Annotated in this window: 29 protein-coding genes and 1 pseudogene; 3 read left to right on the top strand and 27 right to left on the bottom strand. The window is 67.5% G+C overall.

The features are described from left to right. The 20 genes from JJ918_RS12740 to JJ918_RS12645 all read right to left on the bottom strand — a co-directional run bounded on the left by JJ918_RS12740 (nt 1) and on the right by JJ918_RS12645 (nt 18,075). On the bottom strand, nt 1–672 hold the full coding sequence (locus tag JJ918_RS12740; protein ID WP_271185120.1) for a response regulator transcription factor: 672 nt from the start codon (nt 670–672) through the stop codon (nt 1–3). A gap of 11 nt (nt 673–683) precedes the next feature. After that, on the bottom strand, nt 684–2,198 hold the full coding sequence (locus JJ918_RS12735; protein WP_291887881.1) for a Do family serine endopeptidase: 1,515 nt from the start codon (nt 2,196–2,198) through the stop codon (nt 684–686). Between the two features lie 167 nt (nt 2,199–2,365). Next, nucleotides 2,366–3,589 carry a bifunctional alpha/beta hydrolase/OsmC family protein gene (locus JJ918_RS12730; protein WP_291887879.1) on the bottom strand — a complete coding sequence of 408 codons (1,224 nt, stop codon included), beginning with the start codon at nt 3,587–3,589 and terminating at the stop codon, nt 2,366–2,368. Nucleotides 3,590–3,660: 71 nt separating this feature from the next. Next, nucleotides 3,661–4,134 carry a cytochrome c maturation protein CcmE gene (gene ccmE, locus JJ918_RS12725; RefSeq protein ID WP_291887877.1) on the bottom strand — a complete coding sequence of 158 codons (474 nt, stop codon included), beginning with the start codon at nt 4,132–4,134 and terminating at the stop codon, nt 3,661–3,663. Continuing rightward, nucleotides 4,134–4,805, bottom strand: a complete 672-nt coding sequence (locus tag JJ918_RS12720) for a DUF938 domain-containing protein (RefSeq protein ID WP_291887875.1) — start codon at nt 4,803–4,805, stop codon at nt 4,134–4,136. The genes ccmE and JJ918_RS12720 overlap by 1 nt, the downstream gene beginning before the upstream one ends. A gap of 58 nt (nt 4,806–4,863) precedes the next feature. Continuing rightward, nucleotides 4,864–6,168, bottom strand: coding sequence for a hypothetical protein (locus JJ918_RS12715; RefSeq protein WP_291887873.1), 1,305 nt, complete (start codon nt 6,166–6,168; stop codon nt 4,864–4,866). A gap of 115 nt (nt 6,169–6,283) precedes the next feature. Beyond that, nucleotides 6,284–7,669, bottom strand: coding sequence for a sensor histidine kinase (locus tag JJ918_RS12710; protein ID WP_291887871.1), 1,386 nt, complete (start codon nt 7,667–7,669; stop codon nt 6,284–6,286). Next, nucleotides 7,666–8,343 carry a response regulator transcription factor gene (locus JJ918_RS12705; RefSeq protein WP_291887869.1) on the bottom strand — a complete coding sequence of 226 codons (678 nt, stop codon included), beginning with the start codon at nt 8,341–8,343 and terminating at the stop codon, nt 7,666–7,668. Before JJ918_RS12705 ends, JJ918_RS12710 begins: the two co-directional genes overlap by 4 nt. 9 nt (nt 8,344–8,352) lie before the next feature. After that, entirely contained in the window at nt 8,353–8,703 is a 351-nt protein-coding gene (locus JJ918_RS12700) for a PepSY domain-containing protein (protein ID WP_291887867.1), read from the bottom strand. Nucleotides 8,704–8,767: 64 nt separating this feature from the next. Next, nucleotides 8,768–9,661 (bottom strand): J domain-containing protein, encoded by an 894-nt coding sequence (locus JJ918_RS12695; RefSeq protein WP_291887866.1) that lies wholly within the window; start codon nt 9,659–9,661, stop codon nt 8,768–8,770. A 75-nt stretch (nt 9,662–9,736) separates the two neighbouring features. Next, complete coding sequence (locus tag JJ918_RS12690; protein WP_291887864.1) at nt 9,737–13,459, bottom strand: glycoside hydrolase/phage tail family protein; 3,723 nt, start codon at nt 13,457–13,459, stop codon at nt 9,737–9,739. 192 nt (nt 13,460–13,651) lie between these two features. Beyond that, complete coding sequence (locus JJ918_RS12685) at nt 13,652–14,128, bottom strand: NlpC/P60 family protein (RefSeq protein ID WP_291887862.1); 477 nt, start codon at nt 14,126–14,128, stop codon at nt 13,652–13,654. Then, a complete protein-coding gene (locus tag JJ918_RS12680) occupies nt 14,125–14,790 on the bottom strand; it encodes a DUF2163 domain-containing protein (protein ID WP_291887860.1) in 666 nt (221 codons plus the stop codon). The genes JJ918_RS12685 and JJ918_RS12680 overlap by 4 nt, the downstream gene beginning before the upstream one ends. 191 nt (nt 14,791–14,981) lie before the next feature. Continuing rightward, a complete protein-coding gene (locus tag JJ918_RS12675) occupies nt 14,982–15,602 on the bottom strand; it encodes a DUF2460 domain-containing protein (RefSeq protein ID WP_291887858.1) in 621 nt (206 codons plus the stop codon). Next, complete coding sequence (locus JJ918_RS12670; protein WP_291887856.1) at nt 15,599–16,108, bottom strand: phage tail tape measure C-terminal domain-containing protein; 510 nt, start codon at nt 16,106–16,108, stop codon at nt 15,599–15,601. The genes JJ918_RS12675 and JJ918_RS12670 overlap by 4 nt, the downstream gene beginning before the upstream one ends. Beyond that, on the bottom strand, nt 16,105–16,275 hold the full coding sequence (locus JJ918_RS12665; protein WP_367277709.1) for a phage tail assembly chaperone: 171 nt from the start codon (nt 16,273–16,275) through the stop codon (nt 16,105–16,107). The genes JJ918_RS12670 and JJ918_RS12665 overlap by 4 nt, the downstream gene beginning before the upstream one ends. Before the next feature lie 8 nt (nt 16,276–16,283). Beyond that, nucleotides 16,284–16,550 carry a GTA-gp10 family protein gene (locus JJ918_RS12660; protein WP_291887855.1) on the bottom strand — a complete coding sequence of 89 codons (267 nt, stop codon included), beginning with the start codon at nt 16,548–16,550 and terminating at the stop codon, nt 16,284–16,286. Next, on the bottom strand, nt 16,550–16,966 hold the full coding sequence (locus tag JJ918_RS12655) for a phage major tail protein, TP901-1 family (RefSeq protein ID WP_291887853.1): 417 nt from the start codon (nt 16,964–16,966) through the stop codon (nt 16,550–16,552). Before JJ918_RS12655 ends, JJ918_RS12660 begins: the two co-directional genes overlap by 1 nt. Before the next feature lie 132 nt (nt 16,967–17,098). Next, nucleotides 17,099–17,506 carry a DUF3168 domain-containing protein gene (locus tag JJ918_RS12650; protein ID WP_291887851.1) on the bottom strand — a complete coding sequence of 136 codons (408 nt, stop codon included), beginning with the start codon at nt 17,504–17,506 and terminating at the stop codon, nt 17,099–17,101. Next, nucleotides 17,503–18,075 (bottom strand): phage head-tail connector protein, encoded by a 573-nt coding sequence (locus tag JJ918_RS12645; RefSeq protein WP_291887850.1) that lies wholly within the window; start codon nt 18,073–18,075, stop codon nt 17,503–17,505. Before JJ918_RS12645 ends, JJ918_RS12650 begins: the two co-directional genes overlap by 4 nt. Between JJ918_RS12645 and JJ918_RS12640 the strand changes: the two genes are divergently transcribed. Both JJ918_RS12640 and JJ918_RS12635 read left to right on the top strand, forming a co-directional pair. Then, nucleotides 18,074–18,652 carry a hypothetical protein gene (locus JJ918_RS12640; RefSeq protein WP_291887848.1) on the top strand — a complete coding sequence of 193 codons (579 nt, stop codon included), beginning with the start codon at nt 18,074–18,076 and terminating at the stop codon, nt 18,650–18,652. The two genes, JJ918_RS12645 and JJ918_RS12640, sit on opposite strands and share 2 nt — an antisense overlap. A 34-nt stretch (nt 18,653–18,686) precedes the next feature. After that, the gene (locus JJ918_RS12635) at nt 18,687–19,247 is read left to right on the top strand and encodes a hypothetical protein (RefSeq protein WP_291887847.1); all 561 of its coding nucleotides are present in this window, start codon (nt 18,687–18,689) and stop codon (nt 19,245–19,247) included. Nucleotides 19,248–19,621: 374 nt separating this feature from the next. On the opposite strand, the gene JJ918_RS12630 is transcribed toward JJ918_RS12635, so the two are convergent. The 6 genes from JJ918_RS12630 to JJ918_RS12605 all read right to left on the bottom strand — a co-directional run bounded on the left by JJ918_RS12630 (nt 19,622) and on the right by JJ918_RS12605 (nt 24,706). Continuing rightward, a complete protein-coding gene (locus tag JJ918_RS12630; RefSeq protein ID WP_291887845.1) occupies nt 19,622–20,839 on the bottom strand; it encodes a phage major capsid protein in 1,218 nt (405 codons plus the stop codon). A gap of 26 nt (nt 20,840–20,865) precedes the next feature. Continuing rightward, nucleotides 20,866–21,291: an HK97 family phage prohead protease gene (locus tag JJ918_RS12625; protein WP_291887843.1), complete on the bottom strand. Its 426-nt coding sequence runs from the start codon at nt 21,289–21,291 to the stop codon at nt 20,866–20,868. Between the two features lie 216 nt (nt 21,292–21,507). Then, nucleotides 21,508–21,747, bottom strand: a complete 240-nt coding sequence (locus tag JJ918_RS12620) for a hypothetical protein (RefSeq protein ID WP_291887841.1) — start codon at nt 21,745–21,747, stop codon at nt 21,508–21,510. Beyond that, nucleotides 21,744–22,784, bottom strand: a complete 1,041-nt coding sequence (locus JJ918_RS12615; RefSeq protein ID WP_291887839.1) for a phage portal protein — start codon at nt 22,782–22,784, stop codon at nt 21,744–21,746. Before JJ918_RS12615 ends, JJ918_RS12620 begins: the two co-directional genes overlap by 4 nt. Nucleotides 22,785–23,016: 232 nt before the next feature. After that, nucleotides 23,017–24,234, bottom strand: coding sequence for a terminase family protein (locus JJ918_RS12610; RefSeq protein WP_291887838.1), 1,218 nt, complete (start codon nt 24,232–24,234; stop codon nt 23,017–23,019). Continuing rightward, a complete protein-coding gene (locus tag JJ918_RS12605) occupies nt 24,182–24,706 on the bottom strand; it encodes a hypothetical protein (protein WP_291887835.1) in 525 nt (174 codons plus the stop codon). The genes JJ918_RS12610 and JJ918_RS12605 overlap by 53 nt, the downstream gene beginning before the upstream one ends. A gap of 335 nt (nt 24,707–25,041) precedes the next feature. Here JJ918_RS12605 and JJ918_RS12600 point away from each other — a divergent pair, with 335 nt between their 5' ends. After that, nucleotides 25,042–25,377, top strand: a complete 336-nt coding sequence (locus tag JJ918_RS12600; protein WP_291887833.1) for a GIY-YIG nuclease family protein — start codon at nt 25,042–25,044, stop codon at nt 25,375–25,377. 88 nt (nt 25,378–25,465) lie between these two features. On the opposite strand, the pseudogene JJ918_RS12595 reads toward JJ918_RS12600, so the two are convergent. Next, nucleotides 25,466–25,586, bottom strand: a pseudogene (locus JJ918_RS12595) (IS110 family transposase); the annotation flags it as partial.

The following is a 25,586-nucleotide window of genomic DNA, read 5'->3' as shown; positions in this document are numbered from 1 at the left end:
TCAGGCCTGAAGGCGGTAGCCGGCCCCTCGCACGGTGTGCAGAAGCGCCCGCGGGAAGGGTTTGTCGATCTTCGAGCGCAGTCGTGAAATGTGCACGTCGATCACATTGGTCTGGGGGTCGAAGTGATAGTCCCAGACCTTTTCCAGCAGCATGGTGCGTGTCACCACCTGACCGGAATGCTTCATGAGGAATTCCAGCAGGCGGAATTCCCGCGGCTGAAGCAGGATCTCCTCGCCGTCCCGGACAACCGTGCGGGCAAGGAGATCCATCTCCAGATCGCCCACAACCAGCTTGGTGCGGACGGTCTCCGGGTCCCGGCGCCGGGCGAGTGCCTCGACGCGGGCCAGAAGTTCGGCAAAGGCGTAAGGCTTGACCAGATAGTCGTCGCCACCGGCCTTGAGGCCTTCGACGCGGTCATCGACCTCGCCGAGGGCGGAGAGGATGAGGACCGGCGTGCGATCCTCTTCCCCGCGCAGGGTTTCAACCATGGACAGGCCGTCCATGCGCGGCATCATGCGGTCGACGACGAGCACGTCGTAGTCCGCGGCGCGGGCCATTTCCAGGCCCTCTTCGCCGTCACCGGCGTGGTCGGCCACATGGCCGCTCTCGCGCAGGCCCTTGCGGATATAGCTCGCGGCCTCGCGATCGTCTTCGACTATCAGGATGCGCACCCCGGTCTCTCCTATTCGTCTTCTTCGTCCAGCTCGAGCGCGACATAGCGTTGGCCGCCACGCGTCTCGACCAGGAGCAGAACGGCCGTTCGGCCATCTTCGCGGGCGCGGGTCACGGCAGCCCGGAACGCGTCCGGCGACGCAACCGGCGAACCGCCGGCTTCCAGAATGATGTCGCCGGTCGTCATACCCTTGCGGGCCGGTTCGGAGTCACGCGCAAGCGCGGTGACCACAAGGCCGCTATCGCTGCCTGCCAGCCCAGCCCGCTCACGGTCCTCGTCCGTCATCGGGACGAGGGTCATGCCGAAATAGGATTCCTCTGCTTCGGCCTGACCGACATTCTGCATCGCGTTGAGATCGGTTTCGCTGGGACGGTCGCCGAGGCGCACGCGCAGGGTCCGCTCCCGGCCGTCACGCATGACAAGGAAGCGCACTTCCTCGCCGGCGGCGAACGATCCGACCCGGCGGGTGAGATCGCGCGAACCTTCGACGGCCTCGCCATTGACTTCCAGGATGACATCTTCCCGCTCGAACCCGGCGTCTGCAGCCGGGCCGCCTGCGGTGATGGAGCTGACGATCGCGCCGCGCGCTTCCTCCAGCCCCATGGCGCCGGCGATGTCGTCGGTGACATTCTGGATGGAGACGCCCAGCCAGCCGCGCGCGACACGGCCGTCGCTCTTGAGTTGCTCGACGATCCGGGCGGCGACATCGGACGGGATGGCAAAGCCGATACCCACATTGCCGCCGGTCGGCGAAAAGATCTGCGAATTCACGCCGATCACATTGCCGGCGAGGTCAAAGGTGGGACCGCCGGAATTGCCGCGATTGATCGGGGCATCGACCTGGATGAAGTCGTTATAGGTCGCATTGCCGATCGGACGGCCGATGGCGGAGATGATGCCGGCTGTCGCCGTACCGCCCAGACCGAAGGGATTGCCGACTGCGACAACCCAGTCGCCGACGCGGTAATTTGCGTCTTCCTCGAGTGTCACGAAGGGGAAGTCGACATCGGCTTCGACCTTCAGCAGTGCCAGGTCGGTCTGTTCGTCGAGGCCGACAATGCGCGCCTCGTATTCACTGCCATCGCTCAGGCCGACCGTGATTTCCTCGGCGCCGGCGACAACGTGGTTATTGGTGACGATGTGGCCCTCGGCATCGATGAAGAAGCCCGAACCGAGCGATTCGCGTCCGCGCGGCATGGCGGGGCCGTTATCGCCGAAGCGTTCGGAAAAGAATTCGCGCAGTTGCGGCGGCAGGCGCTCGAGATCCGGCGACATTTCGGTTTCCCGCTCGCGCGGCGGCGTGCTGGCACGGATTGTCACGACAGCCGGGCTGACCGTCTCGATCAGGTCGGCGAAGGACATCGGCGCGCCATTGGGCACTGCGGCAGCGAAAGGCGGGCGGATTTCCGTTTCCTGGGCCATGGCGGGCGTACCGAGCGGGAGCGCCAGGGAAGCGGCGGCCACGGTGGACAGGGCCAGAAGCGAGACACCGCCAAGGCGGCGCATGCGATCAACAGAAATCATGGGACAGAACAACCTTCCTCGTTGCGAATGTGTGCTGCGTACGAGCACGAACTTCACGCCTGACGGTTATCCGGCGCGTTTCTCGAACATTACAATAACATTACTTCCGGTAAGATGCCGGACATGTTTCACCCAACGCCCAGCCCCGGCAGGCGGTTTCGTGTCAATCACACCGGACGGGTGCGGATCACGACCGGATCGTTCAGGGTGCGGTGAACCGGGCATTTGTCGGCAATTTCCATCAGCCGGGCGCGCTGATCTTCATCCAGATCGCCCTCGATCCGGATCGAGCGGTCGATGATATCGACCTTGCGGGCCTCGCCTTCGACGGTCGCCTCGCCGTCCTCGGCATGCCCCTTCTCATGGTGCAGCGTCACCGTCACCCGCTCCAGCGGCCAGTCCTTGCGCTCGGCATACATGCGCATCGTCATCGAGGTGCATGCGCCCAGCGCAGCCTGCAAATACTGGTAGGGAGACGGGCCGGAATCATGACCGCCGACCCGCTCCGGCTCGTCGGCCAGCATGACGTGATCGCCGATCACGACATGATTCTCATAGCGCCCCTGTCCGGTCTCGGCGACCACGACCCCGCCCTCGCCGGCCGGTTCCGGCACGCGGTCATCCCGCTCGTCCGCCACATAGCGCGCAGCCCAGGCGGCAATCACATCGGCGATATAGGCGGCATCCCGGCGATCGCCGATCAGGTGATCGGCATGGTCCATGCTGACGAAACTCTTGGGATGGCGGGCTTCCAGGAAGAGGCGCGAGGCATTGTCGATCCCGACCACCGCATCGACCGGCGAATGCGCGATCAGGAGCGGCTGTTCCAGCGCCCGCGCAGCGGCCTCGACATTCAGGTCGGCGATGTCGTCGAGAAACTGGCGTGTGACGGTGAAGGTGCGCCCGCCGAGCGTCGCCTCGGCCTGGCCGTCGCGCTCGATGGCATCCGTATCGACGCCCATCGACTGGATGATATGACTGGCATCGGCCGGCGCAGCGAGTGTAGCAACCGCCTTAACGGACGCGATCCGTCCGGCCGCCACGATCACAGCGGCTCCGCCCAGGCTGTGTCCGACAAGGAGCGCCGGTGCCTGATACTCGCGCTTCAGGAAGTCCGCCGCCTTTTCGATGTCGGCGACGTTCGAGGAAAAGCTGGTCTCGGAGAACGTGCCTTCCGATTCGCCCAGGCCGGTGAAGTCGAAGCGCAGAACGGCGAAGCCGCGATCGGCAAGCCGGCGCGAGATCCGGCTGGCGGCGAAATAATCCTTGGAGCAGGTGAAGCAGTGGGCAAACAGCGCATAGGCCCGCGGCGGGCCGGCTGGCATTTCCAGACGGGCGTCCAGCGTGTCGCCGCCGGATCCTTCGAAACTCACGCTCAGTGTATGCGCCATGCTGCGCCTCCGGTTCGCTCGCTCAACAGGTAGAGCCTGTGCGCCGGATCGCAAGCACCCGCGAAGACCGGTCAGTCAGTCCCGGGCTCGCCCGCAGCCGTTTCGCCTTCGCCGTCACCCTGCCAGACGCCCGCCTCGCGCAGCGCCTCGGCCACCTCGGGCGGCATGTAGGTCTCATCGTGTTTGGCCAGCACTGTCTCGGCGGACAGGAGGCCATGCTCGACAAACCGGCCCTGCACGATCACGCCCTGCCCCTCGCGGAACAGGTCCGGCAGGATGCCGGCATAACGCACGGTCACATTTGCGGCACCGTCGGTGACGACAAAGCGGATCGTGCCGTCGCTCTCCTCGTCCACACTGCCGGTCTCGACCAGCCCGCCGACACGGACGCGTTCATCGAAGGCGGGATGCTCGGCCATCACCTCGCTGGGCGAATAGAAATAGACGATGGCGCTGCGCATCGCGGTCAGCCCGAGCCCGACGGCCGCGGCCAGCACGATCCCGGCAGCGGCAATGGTGGCCAGACGGCGGTTACGGTGACGCATCACGAAGCCTCGCGCTTTCGGAAAACCAGGGAGAGATTGTTGGTCGGCATGCCGGTGCGGCTTTCAAGAACAAAGCCGGCCCGGTCGAACACCGCGACGACATCCGCCAGCGCCCGCACGCCCCAGTCCGGATTGCGGGTCTTCAGCGAGCGGTCGAATTCCAGATTGGACGGCGCCGTGGCGTCGCCCTCCTGATAGGGTCCGTAGAGATAGACCGGAGCCCCGGCCGGCAGCAGTGCGGCGGCACCGGCGGCCAGATGCTCGGTCACGATCCAGGGCGAGATGTGAATCACATTGATGCAGACGAGCGCATCCGGCGCTCCGGCGTCCGCGAACCAGTCCGCCTCGCGCAGATCCAGCGCCAGCGGCGCGGAAATCCGCCCGTCCGCCTCGCTCGCCCAGGCGGCCTGGCTGCGGCGCGACTGCGCGTCCGGATCGCTGGGCTGCCAGCGGATATCGGCACGGGCCTGACAGGCGGCGACGGCATGTTCGCCCGTGCCCGAACCGATCTCCAGAACCTGCGCGTTTTCAGGAAGAATTCCCGCCAGCAGCTCGGCAATCGGCGCACGATTGCGCGCCGCGCTGGGCGACATCAGGCGATCGGCATCGCTATCCCGCGTCTCGAGCGCGATGGTCTGAGAAGAGGACAGGGAAGAGGACGGCGTCTTCATACCGGTCGAGGTAGTCCGGCCGGGCGTGCCGTGCAAGCCGGGAGTGCCGGGCGGGACGCTATGCCGCGGCGGCGAGGCCGCGCCGGCGCAGGATGTCGGCAAGGTCTGCACGCCCGGCCGCATCGAGCAGACGCGCGGTGATTTCAAGCCCGTCCTGGGCGGTGGTCCGGTTCTGCCCCTCGCTGTCCGCGATCAGGTCCACCAGCATGGCGCCGGCCTCCTGGAGACGCTTCTCGGCCGCGTCGGCAATGCGCTTCTGCGTGCTGGCAATGGCCGCCGCCGTCGCGTGGGCCCGGCAATTGGAGAGGAAGTAAAGCAGGCCCTCGGCCCGGTCGATCGCCTGTTCCGGCGGCAATTGCGCCGGAATGATCCGCCCGCTGCGTCCACGGCGCGGTTCCGGCAGGCCGGTATCCAGCGACAGCGGCACCTTGTTGAGCGTCTTCTCGACATTGGACGAGGCCTCGGCCCGCAGGCTGAACAGGACCTGCCCCCAACGCCCGGCCTTGCGGATGCCGAACTCCTTGGTCATGCCGGTGGAGTGCGCCACGAAACGGTCGAACAGGTCGAAGGCCGCCTTGGCTTCTTCCAGGGTCTGGGGCGGCTGTTTCAGCTTGGCAGCGAAATAGCCCGTATCGGCCAGCACGGCGTCGCCGACCGCGGCCATGTCGGTCTTCGAGACGACGAGATCGTCTTCGCGATTGCCGATCTTCGCGACCGCCCGGAATATCTGCCAGGGATAGTCCAGACGTCCGATCGTCAGCAGCAGGGTCCACAGGGCCGCTTCCGGGCTCTCGGCCGACAGGCGCTCGTAATTGTCCTTGAGCGTGTAGACGATTTCCTCGTCCAGCTCCTCGATCCGCTCGGGAATATCGATCATCGCCTCGGCGATTTCCTGCGAACAGCTGAGCAGCGTCGCAGCATCGGTCAGCATGCCCTTGCCGTCGGGCCCGAAACGCTTGGTCAGCGCCGTCATGTCCTTGGGTACGCGGTCGGCAGCCTGGATAGCGGTCTTCAGGGCCTGACCGGCTTCGCGGCGGAACTCGAACCAGACCGGATCCTTCTCCGGCTTGCGGCACTTCTTGGCGCGCTCGACCGTGTCCTTTGCCAATTCCCGCGCCAGCCAGCCCCAGATCTTCGAGAGATCGTCGGGAGAGAAACGGAAGCGCGAGGGCGGCGTATCGCCGGGCGTGCCCACCATCGGGCGCAGGGGTGCCAGAATAAAGGGTTTCGCCAGCTCGCCGGCCGGCTTGCCGACGCTTTCTTCCAGGCTGGTCAGGATTTCATGGAGTGCCGCGGCCTGCGGATCGGCGTCCTTGCCAGCCTCCACCGCCGAGCACAGGGCCGCTCGTGTGTTCGCAGGCATCCTGCGCCACAATTCTTCGAGCTGAGCCCGCTTGCTTGGCGATAAAGTCACCATAGGCCAAAATAAATCCGCCTTACCCGTCCCTTACTTTTGAACACGCAAGGTTAAAGACAGTTTATCGACTGGTCGCAGGCAAGTCGATACGGGCAGAGAGCCCGCCGAGTTCTGACCGCGACAAGGTCAGCTCTCCGCCATAGGCATGGGCAAGGTCGGACACGATCGCCAGGCCCAGCCCCGATCCCGGCGCCTTTTCGTCCAGCCGGACACCGCGTTGCAGCGCCGATTGCGCCTCGCCTTCGTCAAGGCCGGGGCCGTCGTCTTCGATCAGGATTGCCAGGTTCCGCTCATCCGTGCGTTCGGCACTGACCCGCACGGTTCCGCGCGCCCACTTGCAGGCATTGTCCATCAGATTGCCGACCATTTCCTCGAGATCCTGGCGCTCGCCGCGAAAGCGCAAGTCCCCGGGAACATCGGCTGTGATCGTCAGGGCGCGGGCAGCGTTGATCTTGCCCAGCGTGCGCACGAGATCGTCGACCGTGGGGGCAATATCGGTGCGCGCACCGACCGCCTTGGCATGCGCGGCCGCCCGGGCCCGGCGCAAATGGTGCTCGACCTGTTCCGCCATGATCCCGGTTTGGCGTTCCACCAGATCGGCCAGCGGCCCCTGCGAGGTTCGCGCCTCATTGGTCAGCACGGCGATCGGCGTTTTCAGCGCATGCGCCAGATTGCCGACATGGGTACGCGACCGCTCGACGAGCTCGCGGGAATGATCGAGCATGGCGTTGAGTTCGTCGGCCAGGGGCTGGAGTTCGGCCGGGAAGGTCCCGTCGACCCGTTCAGCCTGCCCCTCTCGCACCTCGGCCACCCGGTCCCGCATGCGCAGGACCGGTGCCAGACCGATCCGCACCTGGAAGAAGACGCCGGCGGCGATCGCCGCCGCAAAGCCCAGAAACATCAGGCCGGACGTGATCGCGAACGTCCGCACATCGCGGTCCGCCGGCCGGCGGTCCTCGGCCGCCATGAAGACGACCAGGCCCGGGCGGTCGGACAGTTGCACGGCCTGGCCTGTCAGACGCAGGGGTTCGCCGCTCGGCCCCTTGGTGTCCATGATGACAACCGCGCCGGGCTCTGCCCGCAGCCGGTCGAGCAGCGCATTGCCGGGTACCAGGACCTCGTCCCAGAGCGAGCGGGACACGGCCAGCACCTCGCCGCCATCCGCGCTGCCGTCATCATCGACGATCTGCCAGTAACGGCCGGAAAAGACCCGGCCATAAGCAGGGTCCGATGGACGCCGCGCCAGCAGCACATCCCCGGCAGCATCGACTTCCACGGCGGCGACCAGCGCGCCGACGACACTCGTCAGCCGGTCGTCCAGCGTGCGCAGGATCGAACGCTGGTAGAGCGTGGTGAGCGCGATGGCGCCGAGCAACAGCAGGACCAGCGCCCAGGCTGCGGCGCCGGCAAACAGTCTGAAGGCCAGGGAGGACCGGCGTTCCGTCACGAAACCGGCCGGGCCTCCGGATCCACCAGGCGATAGCCCAGCCCGCGCACGGTCTCGATCCGGTCATTGCCGATCTTCTTGCGCAGACGGCCGACAAAGACCTCGATCGTATTGCTGTCGCGGTCGAAATCCTGGTCATAGATGTGCTCGACCAGTTCGGTGCGGGAGATCACCCGGTCCTGGTGGTGGGCCAGATAGGACAGCATGCGGAATTCGTGCGACGTCACCTTCACCGGTGCGCCATCGATGAAGACCCGCGCGCCGCGCGTGTCGATCGACAGTTCGCCACACTCGATGGTCGAGGTGGTGTGACCGGCCGCCCGGCGGGTCAGCGCGCGCAGACGAGCCAGCAATTCTTCGGTATGGAAGGGCTTGGTGAGATAGTCGTCCGCGCCCGCGTCGAAGCCGGCGACCTTCTCCGACCAGCGGTCGCGCGCCGTCAGGATCAGCACGGGAAAGCCCTTGCCGGCCTGGCGCCAGCGCTCCAGCACCGTCACCCCGTCCATCTTGGGCAGGCCGAGATCCAGCACGACGACATCATAGGGTTCGGTATCGCCCAGGAAATGGCCATCCTCGCCATCCAGCGCGGTGTCCACGGCATAGCCGGCATCCTCAAGGGCACGCCCAAGCTGGCGGTTCAGGTCCGGATCGTCTTCAACGACAAGCGCACGCATCTCTTCCCCCTAACGTTCGTAGAGAATCCGCCCGTTGCGGGCATCGGCCACAACATCCACCCGCCGGCCATCGCTCGTCAGGATCTTGATGACGTAACGCGGCGCAGCCCCGCCTTCGAGCTCGGCATCGAGCACGTCGGCACCGGGATAACGCTGGCGCACGGTATTGATCACGCGCAGGGCCGGCACGATATTGCCTTGCTGGCGCTCGTCGCGCGCCTCATTCGGCGTGTAACGGCCCCGCGGGTCCTGGTCCTGCTTCTGCACCATCGCGACCGATGCATCGGCATCGGACACTGTGGCCAGAGGCACCAGAACGCTTGCGAAGGCGCCGGCAATTATCAGCAGATGTCTCATCATGGCCCTTACTCTCGCGGACATCCCCTGAACCCGCGCTGAACAGGTTACTACCAAATCGTTCAGGTCACGACCGCATGCCCTTGCGCGGGTCGTAACCGGAGGGCGGCGTCCAGGTTTCCAGGAAATCCCGGAGTGCCTTGTCGCTCGCCGGCAGGGCCACCATCAGCCGTACCAGCTGGTCGCCGCGCTTGCCTTTGGACGTCGCAAATCCGCGGCCGCGCAGCCGCAACAGCGTACCGGAAGACGAGCCCGCCGGCACCTGCAGATCCACAGGGCCATCAATCGTCGGCACGCGCACCTTGGCGCCCAGCGCGGCTTCCTTGACGGAGATCGGCAGTTCCAGCCGCACATCATCCCCCTCGCGGGAGAAATATTTGTGCTCGGAGACTTTCACCTCGATATAGGCATCGCCCGCCGGGCCGCCCGCCGCCGATGCTTCGCCCTGCCCGCGCAGGCGCAGCACCTGGCCATCGGCCGCTCCGGCCGGCACGGCGACTTCCAGCTTGCGGCCATCAGGCAGCACCACGCGATGCTTGCCGCCCTGGGCGGCCTGCATGAAATCCACCGTCAGCGAGTAACGCACATCGGCCCCCTTGCGCGGCGGAGGCTGTCGCGTCTGCGTGCCGAAATCGGTGAACAGGTCGGAGAAAATATCGCTGAAATCGGCGCCCTGGTGGCGAGACTGGCGGAAATTGAACGGACGCCGTCCGCCAGCACCGGCCGCGCCGCCCATTCCCGCGCCGAATCCGGCCCGCGCAGCCGCATCGTATTCGGCGCGCTTTTCCGCATCGGACAGGAGTTTGAAGGCCTGAGAGACCTTCTTGAAACGCTCTTCCGCATCCTTGTTGCCCGGATTGGCATCGGGGTGCAGCTCCTTGGCGAGCTTGCGGTAGGCCTTGCGTATCTCCTCGGCCGAAGCGGTCTTGGAGACGCCCAGCGTCTTGTAGGGATCGTCCATGCTTCCTGTTACCACACCGGTCGGGGTCTACACGCCTTTCATGTAAGCGGGTTTGCCCCGGTTCGCAAAGCCACCTCACAGGTCGAGGCTCAGCGACACCGTCTCGCCGGGGCCGTAGCGGTCGGACACTTGGGCAACATTGACGGTGAGCGCTGCCGGACGACCGCCGAATGCGTCGTCTACGGCAGCCAGCGGCAGGGACAGGACAGGCTCAGCGGTTTCCAGCTCCAGCCCGGTTTCCCCGTCTGCCGAGACCGTGACACGGTAGCGCTCGAATGTCTCGCCCAGCGGCACATCGCCGGCCGCCCAGCTGTCCCCGCCTATGCGTGTCTGGCGGATCCAGGCCAGCTCGAGTGCATCGTCTGTTTGCCGTGCGCGCAGATGGACCGGTGCCAGCGGGCGCAGATGCCGCTGCTGCGGCACGAAATCCACCGTTCGCGCCTGGCTGTGATGCACCGGCAATCCGTCGGGCACAGCCGTGACGGACAGCGGCGCACCGGTTTCGTGCACGGCGACAGGCAGGACATCGCTCACGCCGGCCAGCACAACCACCTGACTGCCTGCGACATGATCCAGGCACCGGCTTCCGCCGAGACCGCGCAGCAGCGTGCGCACACGCCAGGTCTGCGGCGAAACGAGTTCGGCATCGGCAAAGGCGAGGATTTCCCATGCCCCGTCGGCTGCTGCGACAGCTAACCGGTTGCCACCGGCCAGCACGGTCCCGGGCGGCAGTGAAGCGAGCGCCCCCGAATAAAGTTCGATCCCCGCCGTGTTCGCCCGGTCCCAGCGCGCGGGCGGCCCGGCCGGCAGATCGTCGGCAAGGGCACCGATCCGTGCCGGCTGGCGGCTTTCCGCCCGGGCAGCACCGCCGGCATGATAGACGATCCGCCCCGGCCAGGGTTCGGCATGGGCCGCCAGCAAAGGCCCGGCCCGCGTCTCCGCCCCGGCGAAGAGGGGAATATCCAGCACTGCAACCAGCGGCCGCGAGGGCAGAGCCGGTCCCGGTGCATCGACGCCGCTATCCGCGCCGCTGACCGCCGCTCGGCGCAGGGATGGCGCGCAGGCCCGGGTCTGGCGGATATCGCCTCCATCGAGCGCAACCACCTGCAGGGCGTGCGTGTCGAGCCGAACCGTATCGCCCGCTTCGACAGCCAACGCCGAGGGCGGCAGGCCGAACCCGGTCACCGGTGCCTGATGGGCAAGATCGGCCAGTACCGCGCCGCACCAGCTGCGCGCCAGGGACGGGTCGGCAACGACGCAGACCTGCTGCGCCAGGGTGGTCACAGTGCCAAAGGCTTCGCGCACCGAAACCCGGCCCGGCCGGTAGGCGGCCGTGTCGTCGAAAAAGCCCAGCGCCACATCGCGCGGCAGTTCGGCCGGCGGCAGCGACGTCCAGTGCCGGTCGCCGTCCGGCCCCGCTACAGGCTCGGCCAGCGCGAAGACCGGACCGGAACGCCCGGCCGACACGAAATGCATCCCGTCCGCGCGCTCGAACACACCGAAGCCCAAGAGGCCGGCAAGCGGCTCCAGGGCCGCCCGCACGCTCATCGGCCGGTCGACCGTGTAGCCGGAGACCAGATCGTCCAGCGCCGACACGTCGAGCGCCGGCATGCCGGCATCTTCCGCCAGCTCGGCGACGATGCCCGCCACAGGCACCTGGCCGGCGCGACCGTTGAGCCAGTGGCCGCGCTCCCAGTTGGGTCCGTCCGACCAGATATCGGTGCGCGTCGGGAAATCCGGCCAGGGCCGGGCGTCCCATGTCCATATGTGGATCAAGTCCGGATCGACCATCGGCCCGCCATAGACCGGCGAAACGGGATTGTTCGCACCCGCCTCCCAGTGCGACAGCAGCGCCTCCAGATAGCGGCGCTGCATCAGGTCGTCGCGCGTGCCGGTGGAGTGCCAGGGCAACGCGCTTTCATCGCTCTTCGGATCGAGAAAGACATTGGGCCGGTTCGCGCCGAGATCGACGGCGGGACACCCCACTTCCGTCAGCCAGAGCGGTTTGGAACGCGGCTCCCAGCCGGTCGGTACAGCGTCACGCACGCCGCCGGGCCGGTCATGATGCGCATTCGACCACCAGCCATGCAGATCCTTGACGCGCCAGATCCAGTCCTCGCCATGGGCGCCATCGGCGATCGGCGTGCGGATCTGGTCTTCGCGATCCGCGTCCGAGGCATAATACCAGTCATACCCCTCTCCGCCGGCCACGCCCGCGGCGAGATAGGCCGGATCGTGGGGACCGGTCGCGATGGCGGCATCCGCCTCATCCGCGCTGCCGGTCCAGTCGCTCAGCGGCACATACCAGTCGATCGCCACAGCGCTTATCGCCGGGTCGCTCCACAACGGATCGAGATGAAAGACCTTCGCGCCGCCGCCGGGCTGGTGACCGTGATACTCGGTCCAGTCGGCGGCATAGGACAGGCGCACACCACTGCCCAGCAGGCTGCGCGCGGCGCCCGCCAGATCGCACAGCGCATCGACGGCAGGATAGGTGCCGGCGGCATCGCGCAGCGTGGTCAGTCCCACCATTTCAGACCCGATCAGGAAACCGTCCACCCCGCCGGCCGCCTTCGCCAGGGCGGCGCAATGCAGGATGAAACGCCGGAAGCGCCACTCGCCCGGCCCGGCATATGTCACCGCATCCCCCGAGACCGCATAATCCTCCGCCGCAGCCGTGCCGAAAAAGGCGGCGACATCGTCGGCGGCATCAGGACTGCCATCGGGGCCGGATATCCGGCCGCGCCAGGGATAGCCGGGCATGTCCATCAGGATGAAGGGATAGAGGGTGACGGCATAGCCGCGCTCCTTGAGATGGCGGATTGCGGCAATGACAGAGGCATCGTCCGGCGTACCGCCATAGACGGGACGGCCATCGGCCTGCGAGATCAGGTGCGCGCCGGCCCGTCCGGTCCCGGCGACCGACCAGTCCAGCGGCCGTGTGACCTTGTCGCGCGTCTCCACACCCGGACGGATCTCGCAGGTACCGCAGTCCAGACTGGTGCCGAACCAGGCGACGACCAGCTGGACCGAGCGGCAGGCCGGCAGGTCGCGCTCCAGATCGTCCAGCGCAGCGACGATATCGGTCAGGCCGCGGCCATTATGGGCGTTCTCGGCGGCCTCATGGCCCGGCCCCAGTTCGCGCATCACCGGCTCGACGGCATAGGCAAACTCGCCCGAGCCGGGGATGAGATTGACCGCCCGCACCTGCCGCTCCAACCCGGCACCACGCACGGGACGGAACACCTCGAAAGAAAGATTGGGGATGCGATTGCCGAAGGCGTCGAGCGGCCAGTCCTCCATCACCGCATAGCCGGTGCCCCGGAACGCCGGCGCGTCTGCGCCCTCAATGGTCTGGATCAGCGCATCGGGTGCCTGGTCCTCGGCCCCGGTGTGCAGGCGGACCGGGTAGCGCGAGCGGTCCAGCAGGGTGCCATTGGCCCAGATCCGGCCGATGCCGGAAATCTCGCCCTCACACAGGCCGACGGCAAAGGAGATGGAGTAGCTGTAATCGGTGCGCGTCGGCCCGCCCTTGCCGCCACCGCTTTCGCTTCGATGCTCCGAGAAGCGCGACGCCCAGATCACCTGGCCGGCGATCCGCCCCCGCCCCCAGATCCGCGCCATCGGCGCACCGTCGGTCGAGGTTTGCACCGGCAATTCGCTCAGCCGCGGCCCCTCGCGATGCGGCGCCAGCAGCGCATTCACCGCCGCATTGGCCGCCGTCGAGGCCAGCGCCGGTGCCAGCGCCTGCACCCCGTTCAGCGCGGCCTGCCCGGCCGTCACAACAAGTTGCGCCATGGGTTTCGTGTCCTGTGCTTTTGCGAGATTGCGCGCTGACGCGCTCTGCGCCGCTTCGCGCCGCCCCCTCAGTCCGCTCACGCGGACAGCTCCCCCGCAAGCGGGGCGAGCCCTGTGCCAAGGCTTCCCCTGCGTCAGCGGGGGAAGTGGCCGAACCCGGCCAGAGGCCGGGTGAGGTCGAAGGGGGTGAGTCTAGGAAGGGCCAAACACCCGCTCGGCCAGCGACCGTGCAGGCTGGTCAGCCTCGCATTCGGGGAAGGCGAAGGCCGCCACGCAGCGCCGCTGCCACCAGGGCGACAGCGCGGTCTCGGCAACCGCCCGCCCCCAATAGGCATGGATGATGCGGTCGCGGGCGGAGAGGATGGCGCAATGCTTGGCAGGACCGGCCAGATCGGGCCGGAAGAGGAGGACATCGCCCGGACGGGCAGTATCGCGATCGATCTCCACGAGATGCCGCATGGCTGCGTCGCGCAGCGTTTCCTCGCCCGCCACTTCGGCCCAGTCCGGCGTATAGGCCGGCACACTCTCCGGCTCGGCGCCATACAGCGCCCGCCAGACACCGCGGATCAGGCCCAGACAGTCACACCCCGCCCCGCGGCGGCTGGCCTGGTGGCAATAGGGCGTGCCCAGCCAGGTCCGCGCCTCCTTCAGCACCTGCGCCCGGCTCATGACACAAGCCCCCGCGACCCGCCATCGCGGACCGGTTCGCTGGCGGGCGAGGCCTGCAGCATGTCATTGCCGACCATGTAGGGAAAGCCACGGAAATTCAGCGTGTTGGCAAACCGGTCGCGGCAGGTGGCAAAGCGCTTGTCGCAGCCCAGCGCAAACCCGCCATGCCCCGCATCGACACCGCAGTGCGCATCGCCCAGTTCCGCATCGCAGCGGCGGGCGAACACCCGGCCCGTCATCGTCTCCAGCCGGTGGGCCGGCCCCAGCAGGTCCGCCTCGAACCGGCCGTCACGGCAGCGGATCTCGCCCAGCTCGCCCCGGCCGGTCCGCACGAAAGTCTCCGGCGCCGACCAGTCCACCCGCAGGATGTCCACCTGCGCCCCGGACCACAGCCCGGCCTCCAGATCGGCCTGTGTCACCGTCTCCGCATCCAGCGCGCCGGCAAGCCCTGTCTGGCCCGGCGCAAACCCGGCCGCGCACTCGCGATCTGCGCCGCCAAAGCCGGACCCGGCCAGGAAAACCAGCCCGTCCACGCTCAGCTCGCGATCGTGATCGGTAAAACCGAACACCGCCCCGTCCCGGCGCGTCACCCGCCAGCACCAGCACAGCGTCGTCACCCCCGAAGCCAGCGCGGCCTCGAGCGCAGGAGAAAGCGTGAGCATGGGATGTCCTTTCGGAATACGGCGCACTCACCCCCTTCGACCTCACCCGGCCTCTGGCCGGGGTTCGGCCACTTCCCCCGCTGACGCAGGGGAAGCCTTGTTCAGGGCTCGCCCCGCTTGCGGGGGAGCTGTCCGCGACAGCGGACTGAGGGGGCGGCGCGAAGCGGCGCAGAGCGCGGCAGCGCGCACTGCTAAATCAGCTCCACCAGCGGCACATGCGGCACGGCCCCGGCCCCGACTGTGTCGAGGGCGATGTCGAGGCGGTCGGTGTCGAAGCGGACCGGGCAGTCGAAGGCGAAGCCGGCGGTGACCACGGCGCCCGGTGCGGGCGGGGTGTCGAAAATGACGAGGCCGGTCGTGTGATCGGTGACGACGGGCGTTTCCGCACCGTCGATGGCGGCGCGCACCGATCCCTCGACCGGTTTGGCGATGATGCGGGTCCAGCTCTGCGCACCGCTGGCATAGTGTTTGACCAGCTGGAAGGCAGCCGCCCCGCCATCGCCTGTCCCCAGAACCTGGTCCGCCGGGGATGGCTGGATCGAGGGCGCACAGGAGCGGTTGTCCAGCGGATCGCGGAAGCGGAAACCGTGCAGCCGGCCCCGTCGCGCCTCGAAGAAGGCCAGGAGGGTGTGGATATCGTCCAGCGAGGCAATACCCGGCCCGGCATCCCAGCGACGGCGGGAATTCGCCCAGGGCGAATTGCGCTCCTCGCGGCCGGACACCAGCGTGACGATCTCGGTACGCCGTTCCGGCCCGCCCGATGCGCCCAGCCCGATGGCGAAGGGAAAGCGGATCTCGTGAAACGCGCTCATGACCAGCGGCTCCCCCGGGCAACGGCTCGGGCCAGTGCCCGCGCGATGCGGGTCTGCGAGCCTTCGACGGCGCGGGCGTCACCGCCCGGCGGCAGGACAAGATTGACGGTGACATTCGGCGCCCCGGCCGGGCCGACCTCGCCGGCACTGGCGGGCGTGAAAAGCTCCGGTCCGCGCTCGCCGACCAGATAGGCACCGCCCGGTGTCACCGGTCCGCCCCCGGCCCTTGCGCCGAACAGGTCGAGACCGGACAGGGCGCGATTGATGGCGCCTTCCAGCGGTTTCTCGATCAGCTGTTCGGCGGCCAGGCGCGCCAGATCGCGCAGGATGGCGTCGGTCATGCGCGAAAAACTGGTCTCGCCCGAGCGCGCCGCCCGGCCCAGCGCCTGTTCGATGGTCTCGCCCGTGCGTTCGAAGGCGGCGGAAATGGCATCGGCTGCCTGGCGGGCGGGACCGTCGGCCAGCGTCTGCAGGGCCTCGCCGGCCCGGTCGGAATAATCGGTCATGATGAAGGGTCCGGATAGCGTTGAAGAAGGGCGTCAAGCGCCGCCCGGTCGAGCGACGGCGCGGCGCCGCCGGTCAGGGCGCGCCATTCCGCCAGGCTCAATTGCCAGAAGGCGTGCGGCGTCAGGCCCAGCCGCACGGCCAGGCGCAGCGCGGCCGGCCAGTCCATGGCGCCGGTCACGCGCCCGCTCGTTCAAAGCAGGCCGCGACGGCACCGGCAACGGTCTCCATGTCCAGCGGCAGGGCGCGGATCTCGCTGGCCGTGAGGCTCGACCCGCCGCCACGCATCAGCGCGCCCAGCACGGCGAGAAGGCGGGTCGCCGTCATCGGTGCGCCATCGGCACAGATCGTCTCGATCTCGGCGAGCGCACCCAGCGTCAGGCAGAGGCGATACGTCTCGCCGCCGGCCACCAGCTCCACCTCGCCGCGCACGGGATTGGCCATCAGAGCGCCTCGAAAGTGAGCGCACCGGCCGAGGCCAGGGTCATCGCCCAGGCCGCCTCGCCATCATGGCGGCCGGAATAATCCAGGCTCGCCACCAGGAAGGGGCCGGTGATCGTGCCGAAACCCGGGATCACCAATTGCCAGTCGCGCGCCGCCTGGTCGAAAAAAGCCTGGCGCACCTGGGCGTCTGCGGCCGCGTCGACGAAGACGCCCGCGCCGGAGACGGAACAGGATTTCACCCCCGCCCCGGCCAGCAATTCGCGCCAGCCATCGGCACTGTCGGCATGGGTGACATCCACCGTCCGCGCATTCAGCGAGATCGTCTTCATGCGCAGCCCGGCAGCCGCGGCAAAGGCCGGCGGCTCGCCGCCATCGCCGATCCGCAACAGGACATCGCGCCCGGATTGGAGGGTCATCAGCATATCTCCACTACGTCAGAAATCTGTTTTCCCCGGACCTGTTCCGGGGCCTCGTTGAGGCTGAAAGGCAATGTCCGGCAGGCCCCGGAATGCGCTTCGCTTATCCGGGGAAACCGGGTTCGGAGCCTGTCATCCCACCCGCCCCATCACCGCCTTCAACCGGATCAGGCCGCGGCGGATATCGGTGTCGCGCGTGGCGAAGACATCGCTGTAGGCGGGCAGAAGCGAGAGCAAAGTCCAGGGTTCCGGCAGGTCGATATCGAGCCCGGCCAGCGCGGTGCGCAGCGGGCCGAGAAGCTCGGCCGGATCGGCATCGCGGCACCAGATGTCCAGGCTCAGCCGGCATTCCAGCAGCGACACGCCGTCGGCGCCGGTTTCCACGGTCTCGATCCGCCCCCAGCTGGCATTGGGATAGGGCGTGCGCCGGCCACGCCGGGCGGTCAGCCGCACCGGATCGCCCAGCACCGCCTGGATCGCCGGATCGGCCTTGAGGGCGGCATCGATCACGGCGCGCAGGCCCGCTTCCGGCCCGCTCACAGCGTCACCCGGCGATAGGGCGCCATCAGGCTGCCGGCGACCGGCGGCAGAGCGTCGCCGCCCTCGGACATGGCTTTCACCAGCTGCAGGATCGCCTCGCGCAGCGGGGCGGGGACATCGGCAGGCTGGTCACCATAGCCTGCGCGGAAGCGGATCTCGATCCCGCCCACGGCGCGGCCCGGCTCGGGCCAGACCGTGTCCGGTTTCAGCGCGATGCGCCCCGGATCGGCCATCGTGTCCACAAAAAACGCCGCCGGATCGTGATCCGACGGCGTGCCGTCTGCATCGTATGTGGTGACCGCCTCCAGGGCGATCAGCGGCGGTCTGGGCAATCGGAACTGCGTCCCGAACGCCATCAACCGCCCGTCCCCGTCCCAGCGGTCGCGCCGCTCGACCCAGGTCTGGGCGAGAAGCGCCCGCCCCGTTTCCCGCTCGACGCGCTCACGGGCCGCGGCTATCCATTGGTTGATCGCATCGTCATGCACATCATTGCCGATGCGCAGCCGCAGCTTCGCCTCGGCCAGCGTGACAGGCTCCGCGGATGGCGGAGTGTGGAGTGTGAGGGACATGGGAGATTTCTCCTCGATCTTTTTGAAGCGCGCCGACTGGCCCGACGCGATGCGGACCAGCTTTGACGCCGAAGCGACGGTCCATGCCGTCGCAGCACTCGCGGCGATCCCCAGCGGATACGCCGCCTATGCTCTTGTCGCGCCGGGTCCGGTCTACGGTTTCTTCTGGGCGATGATCTGGTCGGTGATCGTCATCAGCCTGATCCGCCCGCTGGTCCGAAATCCGGTCCGGCGCGCTTTCGGCCTTGGACCGGATACACTGCCCTGGTGGTTCAAACTCCGGTTCGTACGGGCCACCCCGGATCTGGTTCGGGAGACGGCACCGGACTGGCACGTGTACAAGGACCGGGTTTATCTGCCCGGCGTCGGCCATGCGATCGGCGCGCTTGTCAGCTACAACCTCGCAACACTCGGGCTCATCCTGATCCTGCCGGATGTCCACCGCGGCTTTGTCATTGTGCCTTTGACCGGACTGGCCGGCCTGGCCATACCGTGGTTCCGGGCGGTAATCATCCGCGACTACACGCTTCCGGCGCCCGGACAGTCTGACCGGTTTTTCTTTTTTCCACCCCGGTGACCGCGCTGCGGGCGGAACAAGATGTGTGAGGGACATGGACATCGTCTCCCGAAGAGTTGCAGGCCTGGTTTCGCCCAATGCAGTCCGCCCATTCTGGTCGGAAGTGGCGGTCCATGCGGCAGGGGCAATGCTTACGCTGGCGCTTTGCGCGGCGGTGACATGGCGGCAATCCGGGACGGGCAGCGCCTTGCCCATCCTCCTGATTTTCGCTCTGCCGATCTCGGCGACTGCGAGGACGTTGATCCGCAATCCCATCCGCCACTGGCTTGGCCTCAAGCGCGATATCGTACCCTGGTGGTTCAAACTCGGATTCATCGGCTGGGCACCTGAAAAGGCCCGGAGCATCCTGCCTGCCTGGCAAGTCGACGGGGCTGGCCTCTATCTCCCTGGTCTCGGCGACCAGATCGGTATCTGGCTGGGCACCGCTGCAATGCTGGCCGTTTATTGGGGCGTGTGGCATCGCTTCGACGGCCTGGGAACGCTGTGGCCCGTCATTCTGGTCGTCGCGGCAATAACGCTCTTCTTTTCCATTGCCTACGCCATGCTCTGGATGCGCCTTCCCGAACCGGGCAAGAGCAGATGGTCCTTCTGGTAAAGTGCCTAGACGATCTGCGCTGTCGTGCCGCTTAACCCCCTTCTCCCCCGGGAGAAGGTGCCCCGGAGGGGCGGATGAGGGGGAAATCCCGGTGCTGGCGCCTAGAACGCCAGGGGCGGTGTCTTCCCCCTCTCCCTCGATCCCTCTCCCAAGGGAGAGGGAGGTTCAGAACAGGCCAAATCAACCCTTTTCTTCCCCACATCGTGGGGAAGTGGGCCCTCCGCAGCTTCAGCGAAGGAGGGGTCGAAGGGGCCGGCGCGCCGCGCCGGAAGGACGGTCGGGGTCCTGCGGCGCCCTTCCGCCGCTGACGCGGCGGCCCCTCCACCGCGCCTGCGGCGCGGTCCCCCTCCCCACGCAAGTGGGGAGGAAAGCCTCTACGACGTCCCGAACTTCAGCAGTTTGATGGCTTCGAAGTCCTGCACGCCGCCGCCGACGCGTTTGGTGGTGTAGAAGAGGACGTAGGGTTTGGCGGAATAGGGATCGCGCAGCACTTCCACGCCCTGGCGGTCGACGACGAGATAGCCTTTCTCGAAATCGCCGAAGGCGATGGCAAAGGCGTCCGAACCGATATCGGGCATGTCTTCCGCCTCGGTGACGGGATAGCCCAGCAGGGTCGACGTGCCCGCCTCCGACAGCGAGGGCTGCCAGAGATAATTGCCGTCCGCATCCTTGAAGCGGCGCACGGCGGAGACGGTCTGGCGGTTCATCACGAAACGGCCGCGGGCGCGATAGGCGGTCTTGGGCGCATAGACGAGATCGATCAGCGCGTCGGCCGGATCGCCGGCGTCGAAACCGCCATCCGTTCCGGTCGCGACATAGCCCATCTCGCCCCAGGCCTGTGTGCCTTCGGCGGCCTTGGTATAGTTGAGGAAGCCGCGCGGCTTGCCGGAACCATTGCCGTTGACGAAGGCCGCGCCTTCCTGGACGGCGAAGACATCCCGCACCTCCTCGGCCAGCCATTGCTCGATATCCACCATGGCATCGTCCAGCAGCTGCTGGGTGGCAGCCGGCATGGCGTAGAGCTCGGCGCAGGGGAAATCGATCAGGTCCAGCGTCGGGCTGTCGGTCTCCGGCCGCGCGGCGGTCTCGGCGACCCAGCCCGTGGCGGCGCCGCCTTTCGACACCGGCTTGCGGAAAATGCCCGCCGAGGTCTGGCGCACCGAGGCGATGGCGCGGATCGGCGAGGCTTCGGTCAGGAGGCGATCGATGCGCGCCTCGGTCTCCGCCGGCACGACATAGCCGCCATCGGCGTCCGAGCCCGCGCTGGCCGACTTGCCCTCATGGAGCCCCGCCGCATCGCCGCGGCGCATATAGTCCGACCAGGCGGCCGAGCCGGCATTGGCCGGAGCGCCGTCGAGACCGGGGCGGGCCCGGTCGAGCAGGAGGCGGTCGAGGGCGGATTTCTGCTGCGTCAGGGCCGCATCGATGCGGGCGACCTTGTCGTCCAGCAGCACGTCGGAGGAGGCCTTGGCGTCGAGCTCGTCGAGCCGGGCGTCATTGGCCTCCTTGAAGGCCTCGAACGCAGCCAGCACTTCGCCCAGCGCGGCCCGGGTTTCCGCCGAGACCGGCGTCATCTTGGTTTCCTTGGTCATGGATTTTCCCTTTTGAGTGAAGGAGATCAGGCGGCCACGGCAGGCCGGACAAGCCGCAGGCGGGCCTGCGGCAGCATGGGGAAGGTCACGATGGAGACCTCCCAGAGATCGATGTCGAAAAGATCGCGGCCGCGCGGCTTGCGGGCAGCGGAGCGGCGGGTGCGAAAGCCGATGGAAAGACCGTTCACCGCACCGCGGGCCACCAGGCCGGCCGCCGTGCGTCCGCGCGGGCCCTCGGCCAGGATCTCGCCGGTGACGAAGAGCCCGCGCCGGTCCTCGCGCAGCCCGGTCCACACGCCGACCGGTTCGGCCGGATCGTGCTGGAACAGCATGGGCACGGACGTCTTCGCCCGCAGCGTCCGGGCAAACGCGCCGCGATGCACCACATCGCCGGCCAGGTCCGCCAGCCCGAACAGGCTCGCATGACCCTCGATCAGGAGGGGTTGGGACATGATGAAATCTTCCTTGAATTTGCGATGTCATCCCGGCCGGATGGCCCGCGCAGGCGGGCCGCAGGGCCGGGACCCATACGCTCGCTTTTGGCCGGAGGCGGATCCGGTTTCAGCGGCAGCTGGAAGCGCACCGGGATTATGGGTCCCGGACTTTCGCCCCGCCTCCGCGGGGCGTTCATCCGGGATGACAATGACGGGTCTGGTGAGGCGCCCCGCCTACTCCTCCATCCGGCGCTCGATGCGCACCAGACTCTCCCTTGCCAGGCGCATTTCGGCTTCCAGGCGGGCCAGGCGTTCGGCGAGCGGACCGGCGCGGTCGTTGGCGTATTCCAGCTGGTCGAGGCGTTCGGCGACGCGGCCGGACCAGATCAGCGCGCCGGCGCTTTGCAGGCCGATGGCGAGGAGGACGCCGGCGGTCACCTGGCGCTGCAGCGTCCAGCGGGGCATCTCGCTCATGGCGTCGCCTCCGGACCGGGCAGCTCGGCCTCGATGGTCAGCGTCCCGCCGAACCAGGGCTGCAGCCAGACCGACAGCGCCCGCGCGGTCTTGCGCACCAGCGGCGTCACGGTCTGGCGGATGAAGGCGAGATTGGCCTCGCGATAATTGGCATAGGTATTGTCGCCGGGCAGGCCGAGGATGAGCGGCGGCACGCCGAAGGCCAGCGCGATCTCGCGTGCGGCCTCGCGCCGCGCCTCGATGAAGTCCATCTCCGCCGGGCTCATCGCCATCGGCTTCCAGTCCAGACCGCCCTCCAGCAGCAGCGGACGTCCGGCATTGGCAGCACCCGTGTGCGTGTTGGCCAGCTCGCCCTTGAGGCGTTCGAACTGGTCCTCGGTGAGATGTCCGTCGGCGCCGTTGAAGACCAGCGCACCGGAGGGCCGCGCCGCATTATCCAGCAGCGCCCGCGCCCAGTCGGCCCCGGCCGTGTGCAGATCGACCGCCCGGCCCGCCGGTTCCAGCGGCGAGAGGCCGTAATGATCGTCGGACGGGTGGAAGAGCCGCATGTGGAAAACCTGTGAACGGCCTGTGGACGGATCGCGCTCGAAGCGGCGTTTATAGCCCCCGGCGCCATACTCCCACCCGGTCGGCCAGCCCGTCGGATCGGCCAGCACACGCATGCGATCCGGGCGCAGGCTGAAAAGCTCGCGCGGTTCGCCGTCCAGGGTGACGAGCTCGAGATAGCCGTTTCCCGCCAGCTGTAGATAACCGTAGAGTTTTTCCCACAGCTCGGGCCCGGAGGTCTCGGCATTGGGCCGGTCGAGCAGGCGCTGCACGGCCGGATCGGAGGCCCGGAACGGCACGTCGGCGGCGGCCTCGGCGATCAGCCTGACGCAGCGATTGGCCACCGCATTACGCGCATAGCCCGCCTCGATCTGCGCCGGCAGCGCCCGCGGCAGCCAGCGCGACACCCGCCCCGCCGCCAGCGAGACCAGCCGGCTCGTCGCAGCCGTCTTCACATCCCGGCCGAAAAACCGGGAAAACCAGTTGGACATGGCGTGTCCTTTCTTTGTGTTCGAAAGTTTTGCTGTCATCCCGGATGCACGCCCCGCTGAGGCGGGGCGAAAGTCCGGGACCCATAACCCCGGTGGTTCCGGGTTAGCGCGAATCTCGCGCCTGCTTACGGCCTGCAACAAGGATATAGGTCCCGGCCCTGCGGCCTGCCTTCGCAGGCCAGAAGCCTGCGCCCGCGAAAGCGGGTGGCCGGGATGACAATGCGTAAATTCCCTACATCCACCGCATGCGCGGGGCGCCGCGGGTGCCGACGAGGAGGTCGGTCAGGGCCCAGACGAGGGCGTCGACGCGGTCGGGGCTGGTGCCGCCGGCCTCGGGTGAGCCGAAGGCGCACATCTGGTCTTCCAGGGCGGCAAAGCGGCCGGCATGCCTCACCCGCCCGGCGGCATAGAGGGCGGCGACCGGTTCGGCGCGGACATGCTTGCCGCGTGTGGCATGGACCAGCCTGACCGGCAGGGCGGCATCGGCGGCCTTGAGCACCGAGCGCACCATTTCCCCGCCCTGATTGGCCTCGGCGATCACACTGTCGGCGCTGAAACTGTCGAAGGCCGACGCCACACGCGCCGCCCAGTCGGCCGGCATGGCAGGCCCGAAGGACATGTCCGCCAGCACGACACCGCGCCGGCCCGGCCCCTCGCCGGCCGCGCCTGCCACCACGATGCCGCACTCGTCCGAGCGCGGTCCGCCCGAGGCCGGCGGGTCGACGGCGACCACGATCCGGTCGAGATCGGGCACGGTTTCGGCAAAACAGGCCTCCACCTGGCCGCGGCTCCACAACGCGCCGGGCGGATCGTCGATCAATATGCCCTCGATCTCCTGCCGCCCCAGCGCGGACCCGCCATAGGCGGCCGTCATCGCATCGAGAAAGCCCGGCGCCAGATTGGCCGCATTGTCGGCGGTCGGCTGATGGCTCAGCTGTACACCGGCCTGTTTCACCAGGCGTTTCAGCGCCGGGATCGGCCGCGGTGTGGTGGTCAGCATCAGGCGTGGATGGTCGCCCAGGCGCAACCCCATGCGCAGCGTGTCGATGACGCGCTGCGGGTTCGACCAGGCGGCCATTTCATCGCCCCAGGCAAAATCGAATTGCGGCCCGCGCAGCCCGTCCGCATCCTCGGCCGAGAAGGCATAGCCCACCGCCCCGCCGGGCCAGACGACGCGTTTGCGGCTGGCCTCATAGCGCGGCCGCCCCGCCTCCGGTCCGATATTCATCAGGCCGGACGGGCCCTCGATCATCACTTCGCGCACATCGTTGAAGGTCGGCGCGACCAGCGCGATCCGCTGTGCCCCGCCCTCCACAACACCGCGCACCCATTCGGCCCCCGCGCGGGTCTTGCCCGCACCGCGGCCGCCCAGGAAAAGCCAGATCAGCCAGTCGCCCTCAGGCGGGATCTGTGCCCTGCTTGGTTTCCAGAGCGCCCAGTCGCGGCGCATCTGCGCCAGCTCCGCTTCGCTCAGACTGTCCGTCCAGCGCTTTTGTACGTCGCAGTCTTGCGTGCTCAGCAAGTCGCGCAAGTAGTTCGGCCCGGGCTGCGGCGGGTGAGATCTCGTCATGCTGGCCCCCTGCTGCCGGTCGTGTCGTGTTCGGTTTCATCTCGTCCTCCATGGCTTCGAGCAGCCGCCGGACCGGCTCCAGTCCGCGCGCCTGCTTGCCGGCCTCGTCGATCCGGCAACGCAGGGCATCGGACTCGATCCGTGCCGCCAGCCGGCGGAAAGCCTGCCGCCGCAGATCGGCCCTTTCCTCCGGCGCAAGCGCCGAGAACCAGGCCCAGTTGCGGTAGATCGTGTTCCGGCAACAGCCGGCCTCGGCGGCGAGCGCGCTTGCGCTTTCGCCCGCCTCGTAGCGCACCATCCAGGGATACCAGTCGACCCGGTCGCGCCGTTTTCTCTCGGTTTTCTCAAGCATGCCGAACCATAGCCCGGCGCCGGCACCGGTCTGATTTCCCGCAGCGTTTTTTTGGGAAGAGGTTGAGAAAGCTGGAGAAATTATTTCGCGATGCGGGGATAACGCGCGGCTTATCCGCGGTTTGTGCTTTTGAGCGCCGCTGTCATCCCGGCCGGATCGCCCGCGAAGGCGGGCTGCAGGGCCGGGACCTATACGCTCGCTTTTGGCCGGAAGCAGGCTCGATGTCAGCGACAGCTGGACAATCACCGGGGTTATGGGTCCCGGACTTTCGCCCCGCCTGCGCGGGGCGTGCATCCGGGATGACAATGCCTGATTAACAATTTATAATTGCATTTATGGAAAACTGCTACTTTGTCTACCTGCTCGCTTCGCGCAGATACGGAACGCTGTATTGCGGCGTCACCAATTCGCTGCTGCGCCGGGTGTTCGAGCACAAGATCCGGCAGGTTCCCGGGTTTACGGCCAAATACGGTGTCGACCGGCTTGTCTGGTACGAACCTCACCAGGATATCAATGAAGCGATTACAAGGGAAAAGCGCATCAAGCGCTGGCGGCGGCAGTGGAAGATCAATCTGATCGAGAAAGACAATCCCGACTGGAATGATCTCTACCCGGGTCTGGGCGGAACCGATCCGGCCGAACTGGCACCGGAACACCAGCGCAATTGGTAGAGGAACAACACTTGTCATCCCGGCCACCCGCCTACGCGGGCGCAGGCTTCTAGCCCGCGAAGGCAGGCCGCAGTGCCGGCAACTGTGTTTATGGGGCGTATGGCTTTTGGTCTCTGAGCATGGCGTTGAGGGTGACGAGGAGTTTTCGGGCGACGGCGATGAGGGCGAGTTTCTTGGGTTTTCCGGCCTCGACGAGGCGGTTGAAGACG

Origin of the sequence: Maricaulis sp., assembly GCF_017642925.1 — a bacterium.
Taxonomy (GTDB): Bacteria; Pseudomonadota; Alphaproteobacteria; order Caulobacterales; family Maricaulaceae; genus Maricaulis.
The sequence above is the reverse complement of the archived record's forward strand: the minus strand, read 5'-3'. Positions and strand labels throughout refer to the sequence as shown.

Coding starts and splice junctions, on each gene's coding strand:
- JJ918_RS12600 (WP_291887833.1), top strand. CDS start 25,042: ATGGAAAACTGCTACTTTGTCTACCTGCTCGCTTCGCGCAGATACGGA.
- JJ918_RS12735 (WP_291887881.1), bottom strand. CDS start 2,198: ATGATTTCTGTTGATCGCATGCGCCGCCTTGGCGGTGTCTCGCTTCTG.
- JJ918_RS12655 (WP_291887853.1), bottom strand. CDS start 16,966: ATGACCCTCCAATCCGGGCGCGATGTCCTGTTGCGGATCGGCGATGGC.
- JJ918_RS12690 (WP_291887864.1), bottom strand. CDS start 13,459: ATGGCGCAACTTGTTGTGACGGCCGGGCAGGCCGCGCTGAACGGGGTG.
- JJ918_RS12685 (WP_291887862.1), bottom strand. CDS start 14,128: ATGAGCCGGGCGCAGGTGCTGAAGGAGGCGCGGACCTGGCTGGGCACG.
- JJ918_RS12660 (WP_291887855.1), bottom strand. CDS start 16,550: ATGGCCAATCCCGTGCGCGGCGAGGTGGAGCTGGTGGCCGGCGGCGAG.
- JJ918_RS12715 (WP_291887873.1), bottom strand. CDS start 6,168: ATGCCTGCGAACACACGAGCGGCCCTGTGCTCGGCGGTGGAGGCTGGC.
- JJ918_RS12670 (WP_291887856.1), bottom strand. CDS start 16,108: ATGACCGATTATTCCGACCGGGCCGGCGAGGCCCTGCAGACGCTGGCC.
- JJ918_RS12695 (WP_291887866.1), bottom strand. CDS start 9,661: ATGGACGATCCCTACAAGACGCTGGGCGTCTCCAAGACCGCTTCGGCC.
- JJ918_RS12730 (WP_291887879.1), bottom strand. CDS start 3,589: ATGGCGCATACACTGAGCGTGAGTTTCGAAGGATCCGGCGGCGACACG.
- JJ918_RS12665 (WP_367277709.1), bottom strand. CDS start 16,275: ATGGACTGGCCGGCCGCGCTGCGCCTGGCCGTGCGGCTGGGCCTGACG.
- JJ918_RS12630 (WP_291887845.1), bottom strand. CDS start 20,839: ATGACCAAGGAAACCAAGATGACGCCGGTCTCGGCGGAAACCCGGGCC.
- JJ918_RS12700 (WP_291887867.1), bottom strand. CDS start 8,703: ATGATGAGACATCTGCTGATAATTGCCGGCGCCTTCGCAAGCGTTCTG.
- JJ918_RS12610 (WP_291887838.1), bottom strand. CDS start 24,234: ATGCGCCGCGACTGGGCGCTCTGGAAACCAAGCAGGGCACAGATCCCG.
- JJ918_RS12625 (WP_291887843.1), bottom strand. CDS start 21,291: ATGTCCCAACCCCTCCTGATCGAGGGTCATGCGAGCCTGTTCGGGCTG.
- JJ918_RS12675 (WP_291887858.1), bottom strand. CDS start 15,602: ATGAGCGCGTTTCACGAGATCCGCTTTCCCTTCGCCATCGGGCTGGGC.
- JJ918_RS12720 (WP_291887875.1), bottom strand. CDS start 4,805: ATGAAGACGCCGTCCTCTTCCCTGTCCTCTTCTCAGACCATCGCGCTC.
- JJ918_RS12635 (WP_291887847.1), top strand. CDS start 18,687: ATGGACATCGTCTCCCGAAGAGTTGCAGGCCTGGTTTCGCCCAATGCA.
- JJ918_RS12605 (WP_291887835.1), bottom strand. CDS start 24,706: ATGCTTGAGAAAACCGAGAGAAAACGGCGCGACCGGGTCGACTGGTAT.
- JJ918_RS12705 (WP_291887869.1), bottom strand. CDS start 8,343: ATGCGTGCGCTTGTCGTTGAAGACGATCCGGACCTGAACCGCCAGCTT.
- JJ918_RS12615 (WP_291887839.1), bottom strand. CDS start 22,784: ATGTCCAACTGGTTTTCCCGGTTTTTCGGCCGGGATGTGAAGACGGCT.
- JJ918_RS12645 (WP_291887850.1), bottom strand. CDS start 18,075: ATGTCCCTCACACTCCACACTCCGCCATCCGCGGAGCCTGTCACGCTG.
- JJ918_RS12680 (WP_291887860.1), bottom strand. CDS start 14,790: ATGCTCACGCTTTCTCCTGCGCTCGAGGCCGCGCTGGCTTCGGGGGTG.
- ccmE (WP_291887877.1), bottom strand. CDS start 4,134: ATGCGTCACCGTAACCGCCGTCTGGCCACCATTGCCGCTGCCGGGATC.
- JJ918_RS12640 (WP_291887848.1), top strand. CDS start 18,074: ATGGGAGATTTCTCCTCGATCTTTTTGAAGCGCGCCGACTGGCCCGAC.
- JJ918_RS12620 (WP_291887841.1), bottom strand. CDS start 21,747: ATGAGCGAGATGCCCCGCTGGACGCTGCAGCGCCAGGTGACCGCCGGC.